The sequence below is a fragment of the Mesorhizobium liriopis genome (assembly GCF_024053505.1).
Taxonomy (GTDB): Bacteria; Pseudomonadota; Alphaproteobacteria; order Rhizobiales; family Rhizobiaceae; genus Mesorhizobium_B; species Mesorhizobium_B liriopis.
Genome location: NZ_JAMXQS010000004.1, coordinates 183391 through 198150 on the forward strand (window position 1 = coordinate 183391; position 14760 = coordinate 198150).

At 63.2% G+C, this 14760-nt stretch carries 11 protein-coding genes; 6 read left to right on the forward strand and 5 right to left on the reverse strand.

The window, feature by feature from the left end; genetic code table 11:
- Window positions 1-135 precede the first annotated feature (135 nt).
- Entirely contained in the window at window positions 136-1341 is a 1206-nt protein-coding gene (locus NGM99_RS08830) for a pyridoxal phosphate-dependent aminotransferase (protein WP_252818080.1), read from the reverse strand.
- A 134-nt stretch (window positions 1342-1475) separates the two neighbouring features.
- Here NGM99_RS08830 and NGM99_RS08835 point away from each other — a divergent pair, with 134 nt between their 5' ends.
- From NGM99_RS08835 to NGM99_RS21915, 4 genes are all read left to right on the forward strand, one after another.
- The gene (locus NGM99_RS08835) at window positions 1476-2384 is read left to right on the forward strand and encodes an EAL domain-containing protein (protein ID WP_252818082.1); all 909 of its coding nucleotides are present in this window, start codon (window positions 1476-1478) and stop codon (window positions 2382-2384) included.
- A gap of 94 nt (window positions 2385-2478) precedes the next feature.
- Window positions 2479-3099 carry a glutathione S-transferase family protein gene (locus tag NGM99_RS08840; RefSeq protein WP_252818084.1) on the forward strand — a complete coding sequence of 207 codons (621 nt, stop codon included), beginning with the start codon at window positions 2479-2481 and terminating at the stop codon, window positions 3097-3099.
- A 462-nt stretch (window positions 3100-3561) separates the two neighbouring features.
- The gene (locus tag NGM99_RS08845) at window positions 3562-3885 is read left to right on the forward strand and encodes a hypothetical protein (RefSeq protein WP_252818085.1); all 324 of its coding nucleotides are present in this window, start codon (window positions 3562-3564) and stop codon (window positions 3883-3885) included.
- Between the two features lie 116 nt (window positions 3886-4001).
- Window positions 4002-5072, forward strand: coding sequence for a transglycosylase SLT domain-containing protein (locus NGM99_RS21915; protein ID WP_435371409.1), 1071 nt, complete (start codon window positions 4002-4004; stop codon window positions 5070-5072).
- Window positions 5073-5725: 653 nt separating this feature from the next.
- On the opposite strand, the gene carB is transcribed toward NGM99_RS21915, so the two are convergent.
- Complete coding sequence (carB, locus tag NGM99_RS08855) at window positions 5726-9223, reverse strand: carbamoyl-phosphate synthase large subunit (protein ID WP_252818087.1); 3498 nt, start codon at window positions 9221-9223, stop codon at window positions 5726-5728.
- Between the two features lie 166 nt (window positions 9224-9389).
- Window positions 9390-10019: a glutathione S-transferase family protein gene (locus tag NGM99_RS08860; RefSeq protein ID WP_252818088.1), complete on the reverse strand. Its 630-nt coding sequence runs from the start codon at window positions 10017-10019 to the stop codon at window positions 9390-9392.
- A 142-nt stretch (window positions 10020-10161) separates the two neighbouring features.
- Between NGM99_RS08860 and ypfJ the strand changes: the two genes are divergently transcribed.
- Entirely contained in the window at window positions 10162-11097 is a 936-nt protein-coding gene (gene ypfJ, locus NGM99_RS08865) for a KPN_02809 family neutral zinc metallopeptidase (RefSeq protein WP_252818090.1), read from the forward strand.
- A gap of 51 nt (window positions 11098-11148) precedes the next feature.
- Here the strand turns inward: ypfJ and carA are convergent, their stop codons facing one another.
- Complete coding sequence (gene carA / locus NGM99_RS08870; protein WP_252818091.1) at window positions 11149-12369, reverse strand: glutamine-hydrolyzing carbamoyl-phosphate synthase small subunit; 1221 nt, start codon at window positions 12367-12369, stop codon at window positions 11149-11151.
- Between the two features lie 142 nt (window positions 12370-12511).
- Here carA and NGM99_RS08875 point away from each other — a divergent pair, with 142 nt between their 5' ends.
- A complete protein-coding gene (locus tag NGM99_RS08875; protein WP_252818093.1) occupies window positions 12512-12970 on the forward strand; it encodes a GatB/YqeY domain-containing protein in 459 nt (152 codons plus the stop codon).
- On the opposite strand, the gene NGM99_RS08880 is transcribed toward NGM99_RS08875, so the two are convergent.
- Window positions 12971-14635, reverse strand: a complete 1665-nt coding sequence (locus tag NGM99_RS08880; protein ID WP_252818095.1) for a Na/Pi cotransporter family protein — start codon at window positions 14633-14635, stop codon at window positions 12971-12973.
- Window positions 14636-14760: the final 125 nt, after the last annotated feature.

Sequence of the window (14760 nt, forward strand, 5' to 3'; positions counted from 1 at the left end):
TGTTTCAGGCACTTCCAACAACTCAGCCGGGTCCTTTGGATCCGGCTTTTTTTGTGTCTGAGAACGCGGTTTGTATAAGAAAAACGCGATCGGCGGTGCCGATCGCGTTCGTTATGCCGGGAGTGCGTCTAGCGCTCAGTCCTTGAGAGAACCCGCGAAGCGCTGGATGCGGTTGCAGGCTTCTTCGAGAAGCGCTTCCGAGGTTGCGTAGGAGATGCGGAAATTGGGGCCGAGGCCGAACGCCGAGCCCTGCACCACTGCGACGCCTTCCGCTTCGAGCAACTCGGCGCAGAAGGCGGCGTCATCAGCGATCACTTTGCCTGACGGTGCCGTCTTTCCGATCAGGCCCTGGCAGGACGGGTAGACGTAGAACGCACCTTCGGGCGAGGGGCAGGTGATGCCGCGCGCCTGGTTGAGCATTCCTACGACCAGATCGCGCCGGTTCTGGAAGATCGCCTTGTTCTTGTGGATGAAGTCCTGCGGCCCGTTCAGCGCTTCCACGGATGCCCATTGCGCGATGGTGCATGCGCCGGAGGTCTGCTGGCCCTGAATCATGTCCATCGCCTTGATCAATTCGATGGGGCCCGCCGCATAGCCGATGCGCCAGCCCGTCATGGCATAGGCCTTGGACACGCCGTTCATGGTCAGCGTGCGCTCGTAAAGGGCCGGCTCCACTTCTGCGATGGTGCGGAACTGGAAGTCGCCATAGGTGAGATGCTCGTACATGTCGTCGGTCAGCACCCACACATGCGGGTGCTTGAGCAGCACCTCGGCCAACGCCTTCAGCTCGGCCTCGGTATAGGCCGCGCCCGAGGGATTGGACGGCGAGTTCAGAACCAGCCACTTGGTGCGCGGGCTGATGGCCTTGTCGAGCGCTTCGGCGGAAAGTTTGAAGCCGTTCTCCTGGGTGGTCTCGGCAAATACCGGCGTGCCGTTGCAGAGCAAGACCATCTCCGGGTAGCTCACCCAATAGGGCGAGGGGATCACCACCTCGTCGCCCGCGTCGAGCGTCGCCATGAAGGCGTTGAAAAGGATCTGCTTGCCGCCGGTCGCGACGATGGTCTGCGCCGGCTTGTAGCCCAGATTGTTTTCCCTCTTGAATTTGGCGGCGATTGCCTCGCGCAGCGGCGCGATGCCCGATACCGGCGGATACTTGGTTTCGCCCCGCTTGATGGCCTCGATGGCAGCATTCTTGACGTTGTCGGGCGTGTCGAAATCCGGCTCGCCGGCGCCTAAACCGATCACATCGCGGCCCGCCGCTTTCAGTTCACGCGCCTTCTGGGTCACAGCGATGGTCGCGGACGGCTTTACGCGTGACAAGGCTTGGGCGAGGAAGGCCATGATCGTCTCCGGGATAGTCTGGCGGCGCTTCCATGTCCCATCGGAACCCGAATCGCAAGGTGGTTGACGTTAAGGAGGCGGCAACCGATGCCGTGATATTCGCCCCAGGACTTGTTTCAGGAGTTCTGCCGGTCGTGGCGCGCAGCATCGGCCTCGCCCATATCATGCGAAACCCGGACCGGACGGCCACCGGTCTCTGGGGTCCTTATGTCTTGAAGACGGCATTCCAAGCTATCTTCGCGTTTCGCAAGGGCAAGCTGGAGCCGGCGGCATTTGAAAGTCTTGCCCGGCCGTTCAAGGAGAATGGGCCGCTTTCGCCGGGCACTTTCTTCGGCCTCGTCCCCGCGCCAGACCGGCTGCACCTCGAAACGCTTCTGCGGACGCAGCACTTGTTGAATGCCGGCACCTTTCTGCCGGACGATGCGCTGATCTTTCTCAACATCGATCCGAGCGTCTTCATCGAGCGTTCGATCGTCGAAATGAGCCTGCGCGAGATGCGCCTGGTGCTGCATGAAGCGGGGATCGATCCACGTCGCGTCGTGTGCGAGGTGACTGAACAACGCCTGTCCGGCGGCTCGACACTCCATTACTTCATCGATGCGCTCCGTGCGGACGGCTTCCGCATCGCCGTGGATGACTATGGCGCTGAAAGCTCCGATGCCGAGCGGGTGAATGCGCTCAAGCCCGACATCGTCAAATTCGACGCGCAATGGCTTTCGCCCATCATGGGCTCGGGGCCGGGCGCGGCACTTCTGCGCACCATGGTGAACAACTTCCGCGATCGCGGGATCGAGACCGTGTTCGAAGGTGTCGAGGAGGGCTGGCAGCTCGATCTTTCAGCCCAAGCCGGTGCTTCCATGGTTCAGGGCTTCATCCTGTCGCGGCCGGAGATCGTGCCAGACCGGCTGGCGCAGTTGGGCCCCGCCGTTCAGCTGATGTCGAGCCCGAGCCCACGCACCGAGCGGCAGGAAAGCGAACACGTCGCGATATCGGCAAGGTCTGCTGGACGGGGCCGCGTTTTCGGGCGCCGCGCGGCGTCCTGACCGATCAATCGCACTGATCGGTCGCTGCGAATAATTCGCTGGTTCTTCTGAACGGTTCGCGACATGGATCGCTGTCTAGACGGAAAGGCCAGCCATGCTCACGCTTTATGGAATGACCGACAGTGGCAACTGCTACAAGCCGCGTCTGTTGATGGCAAAGCTCGGCAGGCCATTCCGCCATGCAGAGACGAACAGCGTGGATGGTTCCACGCGCAGCCCTGCTTTCCTTGCCAAGAATCCGAATGGCCGCGTTCCATTACTCGAGCTGGAAGACGGACGGCTGCTTTCGGAGTCGAACGCCATCCTGGTTTACCTGGGCGAGGGAACGCGCTTCGTGCCCGAAGATGCATATGCGCGCGCGCAGATGTTTCAATGGCTCTTCTTCGAACAGTACAGCCATGAGCCCTATGTCGCTGTTCGCATCGCAATCACGCGCTATCCGGAGCGTGCCGGCGACGCTACGCCCGAACGGCTCGCCTCGACGTTGAAGAACGGCGATGCCGCGCTCGGCGTCATGGAGGTGCAGCTGGAAAAGACGCCGTTTCTCGTCGGCGACACCGTCACGCTCGCCGATCTGGCGCTTTATGCCTACACGCACCGCGCCGAACTCGGCGGGTTCGATCTCAAGGCGTTTCCGGCGGTGTCGGCATGGCTCGATCGCGTGAAGGCCGATGCCGGTCACGTGCCGATCGAATGGCTTCCGCAGGAAAGCTAGGGGAAGGGGTCGGCCCGACCGGGCCCTCCGGATCATCGCATCACGCCTGCAGGCAATCTGCTGCTTCGGCGTGAACCGATCCAGGAAGGCAACCGAGAGGCGCTTTCCTGCATGGCTTGCCAGTACATCCGTGGCTCAGCCATGCAGGTCCGCTTTTCGTCTCAGCGGGCGCTCGTCGGAGTGGTCGAACCGCCTTGCCGGAGCGAGAGTTCTGCAAGAGAACATCTCTCCGAAAGAAACGTGCAGCACGAAGCTTTCACGAAACTTACCTCTTGAAAGAGGACCATGCTCGGGGAAGTGGATGGGAATTCCGCACCAAGCGGGGCAACGGCTTGTGACCGACCAGCCCGATATGGGGGTGCGGAGTCACACTTGCAAGGGAGGCCTTCACCGTTGCGCGAGAATGCTTGAGCCCCCTTTTGCCGACGCTAGTTCGCCCTGATCAAGGAGGCTCGTCCAGCCATGAAAAAGCTTGTTCTCGCAACCGTGCTCGCCGTTCTGCCGGCAGAAGCCTTTGCAATTCAACGCTATCAGTCGACCAGCATGTCCTGCGAGCAAGCCCGCGCGGTGATCCGTGAAGAGGGAGCGGTGCTCTTGCAATGGCAGTCGCGCCGGGTCCGCAACCTGCCGCGCTATGAGCGTTTCATACGCAACAACAACTATTGCCAAAGCCACGAATATGCTGCGCCGACAGTCGTGCCGACGGCCGATACGGAGAAGTGTCCAGTCAAACGATGCGAGGAGCGGATGTCGATCGGAGACGATTTCTTCAGATTTGGACGCTGAGGGTTCTCGCCTCGATTATTAAAGCGTGTTAATGCGATTCTCGTTCCGGCTGTTTGACCCATAATTCGACCCCTAGGCAGCCGGGGCGACCAACAGGGACGCTCCGCGCCAGTCGCATGAAGATCCGCTTTGGCCTTTGCCTCCTGCCACTGCTCATCCCCGCAGGATGCACGACCAACGAAAGCGCTTCATCCGCGAAGCTGACACCGACGCCCCCCCAGACATTCGCCATGCTGCCAGATGCAGCGCCCCTGCCGGGCGTGCGTTCGAGCGAGGTGGCACAAGCCGCTCCGGTGGCGGCAACGCAGATGGCCTATGCCGGCGCATCGCCCGCAGCTTCGTCGCCTGATCTCGTGCGCTCCGGCAGCGTCGAAGTGGTCAAGCAAAGCAACAATGCGCAAGTCGATCAACTGATTGCTTCCTATGCCCAGAGCTATGAAGTGCCGGAGTCGCTGGTGCGCCGCGTGGTGAAGCGCGAAAGCAATTTCCGGCCAGAAGCCCGCAATGGCCCATACTGGGGTCTGATGCAGATCCTTCCGGCGACCGCGCGCTCCATGGGCTTCAGCGGCCCGAGCAACGGCCTGCTCGATGCCGAGACCAATCTGAAATACGCGGTCAAATATCTGAAGGGCGCCTACATGGTCGCCGGCGGTGACCACGATCAAGCCGTCCGCAACTATGCTCGCGGCTACTATTTCGACGCCAAGCGAAAGGGCATGCTGGAAGCCGCCGGCCTGAAGCGCTCGCGCATGCCGAACCCGGTGGGCCCGGCGCAGGAGCCTGAAATCGTGCTGGCCTCGGCCGCCTTCGATGCCAAGCCCAAGCCTGCCACGCCCGCCATCCCCATGCCCCAGACAAGCGCCATGGCTGAGCGCTGGGATGCCGGCATCGCGGCCGTGAAGTCCGAGGAAACAGCCGAACCGGCCGCGACCGCAACTGCGGCGCTGGCTAATCAAACCGAGATTCCGGTGACACCGGCCAAGGTCGATGTGATCCCGACCTCTGCCGGCAGCGCTCCGGTTCAAGCGACCGTCGCCAACACGACGACGGAGTCCGTTGCCGAAGCGGTTGTGGCGCCCGAGACGGTTGCTGCAACGCCTGTTGCTGCCGAGGCGAACCCTTCATCGACCGGCAAGGGTGGTCGTGTGGGCCATGGCGGATTCGACCCGTCCTCCAAACTTCGCTAAGCTTTTTCCAAATTTGCCTGGAGTCTGTTCGGCTCTCGTTGAAGTGGATGTCATTTCGCCTCGACGACCTCTGGATATGCATGATCGCTGCCGCGCTCGGGTTTCGAGCCGGGGTATGGTGTGGTTCGAGTTCAGGAGACGGCGCATGGCGCTGGCCTCTGGACTTTCGTGAAGTGCATGACCCGCGCCATGCGCCGCTTTCGGTGTTCTTGCCCTAGGTCCACAGAACGGGGCGTCACCCACCGCTCCTCACTTGGGGCCCGGACTTAGGGGCTCATCACCCAGCCGCACTACGTTGGCACGACCAGTCCGGCACCGTCCGCTTCACAGATGCGCCGTCGCGACCTGGCTCCCGATGAAGCGGTAAGCGAAATCTACGCGAAGGCGCGGAGGGGGTGGATGAAGAAAAGCGGCGAGCCCGGAAGCGCAAGGGTTTGCGCGGCAGTTGGCCGTGATTTCGTTCATCACCGTGCTGGAACTATGCCAGCCGAAGCGCGCAGCGGCTTCAGCAGCTCGATGGGGCTCGTCTGTGCCACCCGACATGGTGCGCGAAGGCGCCCACCTCAAAATAGAATCAAGTCTCGATTGTCTGACGGGAAATCGACCCGGCCCTCCGCGCTCTGCTGATGGCCGGGACTTTCCACGTTCTGCGCTCAGAAATAATCCTGCAGCGGCCGCACTTCGAGGTTACCCGCCTTGAGCGCAGCGATGGCTTCGGACACGGCGACGGCGCCGGCCATCGTCGTGTAGTAGGGCACCTTCTGCATCAGCGTGGCGCGGCGGAGCGACTTGGAGTCGGACACGGCCTTTTGGCCGTCCGTCGAGTTGAAGACGAGCTGAACCTGACGGTTGCGGATCGCATCCTCGATATGCGGACGTCCTTCGAGCACCTTGTTGATCTTCTCGACCGCGATGCCCTGTTCTGACAGGAAGCGCGCCGTGCCGCCGGTGGCGAGAACCTTGAAGCCCAGATCGGCCAGGCGTTTCACTGCGGGCAGCACCCGGCTCTTGTCCGCGTCGCGCACCGAAACGAACAGCGTGCCGGAGCGGGGGAGATCAACGCCCGCGCCCAGCTGTGCCTTGGCAAAGGCCAGCGCGTAGTCGCGGTCGAGACCCATGACTTCGCCGGTCGAACGCATTTCGGGTCCGAGCAGCGTATCGACGCCGGGGAAGCGCGCGAAGGGAAACACCGCTTCCTTGACTGCGATATGCTTGAGGTCGCGCAGGTCGGGCTTGCCCTTGCCGTAGTGGCCGAACGCCTCGTCCAGCTTCTCGCCCGCCATGATGCGGGTCGCGACCTTGGCGATGGGGCTGCCAACGGTCTTCGCCACGAAAGGCACCGTGCGCGAGGCGCGGGGGTTTACTTCGAGCACATAGATCTCGCCGTCCTTGACCGCATATTGCACGTTCATCAGCCCGCCGACGCCGAGCGCCCTGGCGAGTGCGGCGGTCTGGCGATGCAGTTCGTCCACAATCTCGGTCGAGAGCGAATGAACTGGCAGCGAGCAGGCGGAGTCGCCCGAATGGATGCCTGCCTCTTCGATATGCTCCATGACGCCCGCGACATAGACATTCTCGCCATCGCACAGGCAGTCCACGTCAACTTCGACGGCCTCGGTCAGATAGGTGTCGAAAAGGAGCGGGTTCTTGCCGAGCAGCGTGTTGATCTGGCCGGTCTTGTCGTTCGGATAGCGCTGCTTGATGTCTTCGGGCACCAGTTCCGGCACGGTGCCGAGCAGGTAGTTGGCGAGCATCGCGTCGTCATGGATGATCTGCATCGCGCGGCCACCGAGCACATAGGACGGGCGCACAACGAGCGGGAAGCCGAGCTCGCCGGCCACCAGCCGTGCCTGCTCGACCGAGTAGGCGATGCCGTTGCGCGGCTGCGAAAGCTCGAGCTTATGCAGGAGCTTCTGGAAACGGTCGCGGTCTTCGGCGAGATCGATCGCATCGGGCGAGGTGCCCAAGATCGGGATGCCGGCGCGTTCCAACGCATTCGCGAGCTTCAGCGGCGTCTGGCCGCCAAGCTGCACGACCACGCCGTGCAGCGTGCCCTTGACCTTCTCGGCGCGCAGAATTTCGAGAACGTCCTCGTCGGTCAGCGGCTCGAAATAGAGACGATCGGATGTGTCATAGTCGGTCGAAACCGTTTCCGGGTTGCAGTTGACCATGATCGCTTCATAGCCTGCCTCGCGCAGCGCGAAGGCGGCGTGGCAGCAGCAATAGTCGAACTCGATGCCCTGGCCGATGCGGTTCGGGCCGCCGCCGAGGATGACGACCTTCTTGGCCTCTGAAACCTGCGACTCGTCGGCGAGCTTGCCGGCGAAGGGCGTCTCGTAGGTCGAGTACATGTAGGCGGTGGGCGAGGCGAACTCGGCCGCGCAGGTGTCGATGCGCTTGAAGACCGGGTGTACGTCAAGCTTGTCACGCGCATCCCGCACGGCTCGCGCGGAAGTCTTGGTCAGCGAGGCGAGGCGGGCATCGGAGAAGCCGTTGGCCTTCAGCATTCGCAGGTTCACGGCGTCTGTCGGCAGGCCGTGCTCGCGAATACGCGCTTCGAGGGCGATGATCTTCGCGATCTCATGGAGAAACCACGGATCGATGCGGCACATGTCGTGCACTTCTTCGAGGCTGGTGCCTGTGCGGATGGCCTGCGCGACGTAGCGCAGACGATCCGGCGTCGGCGTGCCGAGCGCGGCGCGCACCGCATTGCGGTTCTCGCCAAAGCTCGCGCCCTCGACGAAGCCAGGAATCTCGATCTCATCGAGACCAGTCAGGCCTGTTTCCAGGCCACGCAAGGCCTTTTGCAGCGACTCCGCGAAGGTGCGGCCGATGGCCATCACTTCGCCGACCGACTTCATGGCCGTGGTCAGAAGCGGCTCTGCGCCGGGGAATTTTTCGAACGCGAAGCGGGGGATCTTGGTGACGACATAGTCGATCGACGGCTCGAACGAGGCCGGGGTCGCGCCGCCCGTAATGTCGTTCTCCAGTTCGTCCAGAGTGTAGCCGACCGCGAGCTTGGCCGCGATCTTGGCGATCGGGAAGCCGGTCGCCTTGGACGCCAGTGCCGAGGAGCGCGACACGCGTGGGTTCATCTCGATCACGACCAGGCGGCCGTTCTCGGGGTTCACGGCGAACTGCACATTGGAGCCGCCCGTTTCCACCCCGATCTCGCGCAGCACCGCGATCGAGGCGTTGCGCATGATCTGGTATTCCTTGTCGGTCAGCGTCAGCGCAGGCGCCACCGTGATGGAATCGCCCGTATGCACGCCCATCGGATCGACGTTCTCGATGGAGCAGATGATGATGCAGTTGTCCGCGCGGTCGCGGACGACTTCCATCTCATACTCTTTCCAGCCCAGAACGGATTCCTCGATCAGCACTTCGGTGGTGGGCGACGCATCGAGGCCGCCCGCGATGATGTCGAAGAACTCGGCGCGGTTATAGGCGATGCCGCCGCCCGTGCCGCCCAGCGTGAAGGAAGGGCGGATGATGGCGGGCAGACCGATCTGGTCCATCGCCTGTGCCGCGATGCCCATCGCATGCGAGACGTAGCGCTGCTTGCGGTCGCCTTCGCCGAGGTTCCATTCGGTTTCGAGCGTGTCGAGGGCGGTGTCGAGTGCGTCGCCCGACAGCGTTTCACGCAGTTCGGCGCGCGCGGCTTCGTGGCGCTTGCGGTCGGCGTCCTTCACGTCGGTGGCGTTCGCCAGCATCGAGCGCGGCGTTTCGAGGCCGATCTTCTGCATCGCCTCGCGGAACAGGGCGCGATCCTCGGCCTTGTCGATGGCCTCGGCATTGGCGCCGATCATCTCGACATTGTAGCGGTCGAGCACGCCCATGCGGCGCAGCGAGAGCGCGGTGTTGAGCGCCGTCTGGCCGCCCATGGTGGGGAGAAGCGCGTCGGGCCGCTCCTTGGCGATGATCTTGGCGACCACTTCAGGAGTGATCGGCTCGATATAGGTCGCGTCCGCCAGTTCCGGATCGGTCATGATCGTGGCCGGGTTGGAGTTGACGAGGATGACGCGATAGCCCTCCGCGCGCAGTGCCTTACAGGCCTGTGTGCCCGAATAGTCGAACTCGCAGGCCTGGCCGATGACGATGGGCCCGGCACCGATGATCAGGATCGATTTGATATCGGTACGTTTGGGCATGGGTCGCGGTCCGTCCAGGCTGAGGCTTGCGCCAAAAGCCGAGCGGGAATGTGCCCCGTCCGGCTGCGCTGCGTTTTTGTGTCAGGCTAGGCGGGCCTTATAGGCCAAGCTTTGGGGCCACGTAACCCCGAAAGTGCGCGCTGTGGGAAACCTTTTGTTGCAGCCCTCAGCGACGCGGGATCATCGGCTCGCCACCGCGCTCGATCGCACGCTTGTAGGCGGGGCGCTCGGCGATGCGATCGAGCCAGGCCTGAAGGTTGGGGAATCGGTCAGCGAAGCCCGGCTGCATGGCGGCCGCCTGCACCGGGTAGCTCATCTGAATGTCGGCGGCCGAGAATTGGCCTGCGAAGAAGTCGCGCTTGGCGAGCTCGTCATTGGCATACTCGAGTGCATTGAAAACTTGACCGTCCACACGCTGCGCCACCTGTTCCGGCACTTCGCCGACACGGCCGAGATAAAGCTTGATGAGAAGCGGCGGCATGAGAGAGCCTTCCGCGAAATGCAGCCAGTATAGAAAGCGCGTGCCGGCATCGGTTTTCGGGGCAGGGCGCAGCGTGCCGGTGTCGTGGCGTTCCAGCAGGAACTCGATGATCGCACCGGATTCGGCAAGCACCGTGCCGTCCGTCACGATGATCGGTGACTTCCCGAGAGGATGGACGGCACGCAAAGCGGGCTCCGCCGCGAGCGTCTGCGGGTCGCGGGTGTAAGTCACGACCTCGTAGTCGAGGCTGAGCTCTTCGAGCAGCCACAGAATGCGGTGGGCACGTGAGTACTGAAGTGCATGGACTTTGATCATGCCTGCCTCTCCTTGCGTCGAACGGCTTGGGAATCGTTCAAAAGAAATCCGGTTCCAATGGCCGTCGAACCAAACCCCCTTGAGATCGTTGCTGAACGTTCCGGCGCGTCGCTCGCGCCGCCGTGAAGTGAGGGAAAATATCATGCGCTGGCAGGGACGCCGTCAAAGCAACAATGTCGAGGATGCGGGAGGCGGCGGTGGCGGCTTCGGCCGGGGCGGCGGTTTCGGTCGCGGCGGCGGCGGACCGATCCGCATCCCGATCGGGGCCGGTGCCGGTGGCGGGCTGAGCATTTCCACCATCGTCATCCTCGTCGTGCTGTTTTTCGGCCTGCGCGCCTGCGGCATCGATCCGCTCGCGATCCTCGCGGGCATGGAAGGCGGCGGCCCGGCCACCACGCAACAGCAGCAGTTGCCGCAAAGCACCGGCGCGCCGGTCAACCGCACGGAGCGCGACCAGTTCGTGGCAACCGTCCTGGCCGAAACGGAAGACACGTGGAACGGCATCTTCCAGGCCGAAGGCGAGACCTACGAAGAACCGAAGCTCGTGCGCTTCAACGGTCAGGTCCAGTCGGCCTGCGGCAACGCATCCGCCTCGTCCGGCCCGTTCTACTGCCCGATCGACCGCAAGGTTTACCTCGATACGTCCTTCTTCGACGAACTCGACCAGAAGTTCGGTGCAGCCGGCGATTTTGCACAGGCTTATGTGATCGCGCACGAGGTCGGCCACCATGTGCAGAACCTGATCGGCGTGCTGCCTCGCTTCAACGAGGCGCGGCAGAACATGGACCAGGCCGAGGCCAACGCCATGTCGGTAAAGGTCGAGCTTCAGGCCGACTGCTTCGCCGGTATCTGGGGCCACTTCACGCAGCAGAAGGGCATTCTGGAGGCGGGTGATCTCGAAGAAGCGTTGAATGCCGCGACGCAGATCGGCGACGATACGCTGCAGAAGCGCAGCCAGGGCTATGTGGTGCCCGAGAGCTTCAATCATGGCACGTCCGAACAGCGCTCGCGCTGGTTCAAGCGCGGGTTCGACAGCGGCCGTATCCAGGACTGCGACACATTCAACGGACAGATCTGACAACGGACAGATCCGACCAACGAAAAAGCGGGCCGAAAGGCCCGCTTCTTTTTACCGTTCGGCCAGCGCCGGCTCGCCTCGGCGCTCGCGGATCAAGTTCGCGAACCGCTTGAACAAATAGTGCGAGTCCTGGGGGCCCGGCGACGCTTCGGGGTGGTGCTGCACCGAAAAGACCGGACGGCCCGTCAGCGCGATGCCGCAATTCGTGCCGTCGAACAGCGAGACGTGGGTCTCTTCCACGCCTTCGGGCAAAGACCCGCGATCCACCGAAAAACCGTGGTTCATCGAAACGATCTCGACCTTGCCCGTTGTGTGGTCCTTGACCGGATGGTTCGCGCCGTGATGGCCCTGATGCATCTTCTCGGTCTTCGCACCCAGCGCCAGTGCCAGGATCTGATGCCCCAAGCAGATGCCGAAGACGGGCAGGTCGGTTTCGAGCAGGTCGCGGATCACCGGCACGGCATATTCGCCGGTCGCAGCCGGATCGCCGGGGCCGTTGGAAAGGAAGATGCCATCCGGCTTCATCGCCATGATGGTTTCAGCACTGGTTTCGGCTGGCACAACGGTCACGCGTGCGCCTAGGCCCGTCAGCAGGCGCAGAATGTTGCGCTTCACGCCATAATCGATGGCGACGATATGCATGGAGGGCTCGGCGAGTTCGCTGTAGCCCTGGTTCCAACTCCAGGGTGCCTCCTTCCAAGCCGATGACTGGCCCGAGGTCACGTCGCGGGCGAGGTCCATGCCTTCGAGGCCGGGCCAGTTTCCGGCCTTTTCCTTGAGCGCTTCGACATCGAATTCGCCATTCGGCGAATAGGCGATCACCGCGTTGGGTGCGCCGCCATCGCGGATGGCGGCGGTCAGCGCGCGGGTGTCGACACCCGTCAACGCCACGATGCCACGACGCTTGAGCCACGCGTCGAGCCCGCCTTCGGAGCGGTAGTTGGATGGGTCGGTCACTTCGGCGCGGAAGATGGCGCCGACGGCGCCTGCGCGCGCGGCGGGGTTCAGATCCTCGGCGTCCTCGTCGTTCGCGCCGACATTGCCGATATGGGGGAAAGTGAAGGTCAGGATCTGGCCCTTGTAGGAAGGGTCGGTCATGATCTCCTGATAGCCGGTGAGAGCCGTATTGAAGACGACTTCGCCGACAGCGGTGCCTTCCGCGCCGAGGCCCTGGCCTTCGATCACGGTGCCGTCCGCCAGGACGAGGAGGGCGGTGGCTCGGTTTTCACCCCAGGGAGCGGTCGCGCCTGTTGGCTTGGCGGCTTGGTCCATGAGAGCGGTCCTCGGCTAAAGTTGAGTGTGGTTCGCCACCGATATGCGCATTGGGGCGGGCTTTTCAACCGATGGCGAATAGTGGCAGAGGAGAAGCCGGTCAATGCCGGCAGGCATCCCGAGGCTATGAGGACACACGAAAATGAGCACGCGCGAACGCATTGCGGAAGATCTGAAGACCGCGCTCAAGGCGCGCGACAGCAATCGTGTCGGCACGCTGCGCCTCGTGCAGGCCGCCTTCACCGAGCGCGACATCCTCAATCGCGGTGCGGGCAAAGAGCCGACCAGCGAGGACGAGGCGCTCGCGATCCTGACCAAGATGGTCAAGCAGCGCGAGGAGTCCGCGCGTGCCTTCACCGATGGCGGCCGTCCTGAACTGGCGGAAAAGGAAAAGGGCGAGATCGCCGTGATCCAGGATTATCTGCCTGCCGCGATGAGCGAGGTGGAAGCGGAGGCGGCCATTCGCGCGGCGATCGCGGAAGCCGGTGCTTCCTCGCCCAAGGACATGGGCGCTGTGATGGCCGTGCTGAAGGCGAGCCACGGCGGGCGCATGGATTTCGGCAAGGCCAGCGGAACGGTGAAGCGGCTGCTTTCGGCCTGACTATTCGGCGGCGCGCAGGCGCGTGTCGCGTAACAGCCCGTGTTCCTCGAGCACGGGATAGGCGATCGACGCCAGCAGCGAGTTGATCTGCTTGAGGTCGCGGATCGTGTCGAGATGGATGGCGCTCGTTTCGACGCTTCGCTTGGCGCCCTCGCTCAGGCGCAGGAAGTGGCTGCGGCTCGACTGGCGTTCGAGCTTGCGCAAGCGTTCTTTCCGGGAAACCAGCAGGCGCGCGGTTTCGAGGTCTCGCGCGATCAGCACGTTGAAGGCGAGCCGCGCATTGGCCAGAACCTCGGTGTGCAATTCCGATAGCTCTTCGAAGCCCGCGCTCGTGTAAGAAAGGCCGCGCGCCATCTGCTTGCGCAAATGCGCGAGCAGGTTGTTCACGATGATGTCGCCGACTTGTTCGAGCTTCACGCAGCCCTCGATCAGCTCGCGGCAGCGTTGCGCTTCGCTCTCGCTGAGCTTTTGGGCCGCGGCCTTGGCAAGATAGAGTTTGATGGCGGCCTGCCGCGCATCGACACGGTCGTCCAAGGCGCGCAACGCATCGATCCCTTCCTTGTCGGGTTTACCGTAAAGCTCGTGCGCGCGTTCCAGCATGACCTCGACCGTTTCGCAGACCGGTACGAGTTCTCGCGTGGCATTGGCGAGTGCCAGTTGCGGTACTTCGAGAACGCCTTCGTCCAGAGCGCTGATTTCGCGCATCATGAGGTTTGGCGAATCCGGTTTGGTTCCAAGATTCGCGAGCGTGGTCGCGGTGCGTTCAATCAGCGAGGCGAGGGGGAGGCCGGCGACGAGAACGATCGCATTGAACAGAATATGCGCATTGACGATGCGGTCGCCGCCATCGGTGCCGAGAAAGCCGAGTTGCGGTGTAAAGCACAGGAACAAGCCGAGCATCATGACCGAGCCCGCTCCGCGCATCAGGAGATTGCCGAGCGGCACCACGCGCGCAGGCGCCGGTGCGGCACGGGTCAACAGCGGCGCAATCACCGAACTGCCGAGATTGACGCCGAGCACCATGACGATCCCAAGCGCGGGCGTCAGAACGCCATGGCTCGCGAGGGTCACGAGGAAGAGCACGGCGGCGATCGAGGAGTGGAAGGCCCAGGTGAGCAGGGCGGCAAGAAGAAACGCGGTGACCGGATCGCCGGCGAGATAGTGTACGATGAGGCCCAGCATCGGGCTTTCGCGCAAGGGCGCGGTCGCCTGCGCGAGCAAGTCGAGCGACAAGACAAGCAGTCCGACGCCGACCATGATGCGCCCCAATTGCCGCCATTCGCGGCGTTCGGTCACCATGAACGTCACGGTGCCGGCGAGGATGGTGGTGGGTGCGAGCAGCGTCAGGTCGAAGGAAAGAAGCTTCACGACGAGTGCCGAGCCCAGTTCGGCCCCGCGCACGGCAAGGAGGCCCGCGACACCGGTGACGAGGCCCGAGCCCGCGAAGGACCCGATCAAGAGCGTCACGGCAGTCGAGCTTTGCAACGCAATCGCCAAGCTCGTGCCGACGAGCAGGGCCAAGAGCGGATTGCCCATGGTCTCACGCAGCCGCTTGCGCAGCACCTCGCCATAGGCGCGCTCCACGCCCGTGCGCACCATGCGCGTGGCCCAAAGCAGCAACGCCACCGCACCCGCAAGGTGGAGCAGGACGGATGAACCGGTCATCGCATGGTCTCCGCAAAACCGGCGGATGGGTGCTGTTGAAACATGGAAGGACGCGCCGAACTCATTAGCCGGATAATATATAAGACATGGGCGAGGATATGTCAGTGATCGACGTCACGTGACGG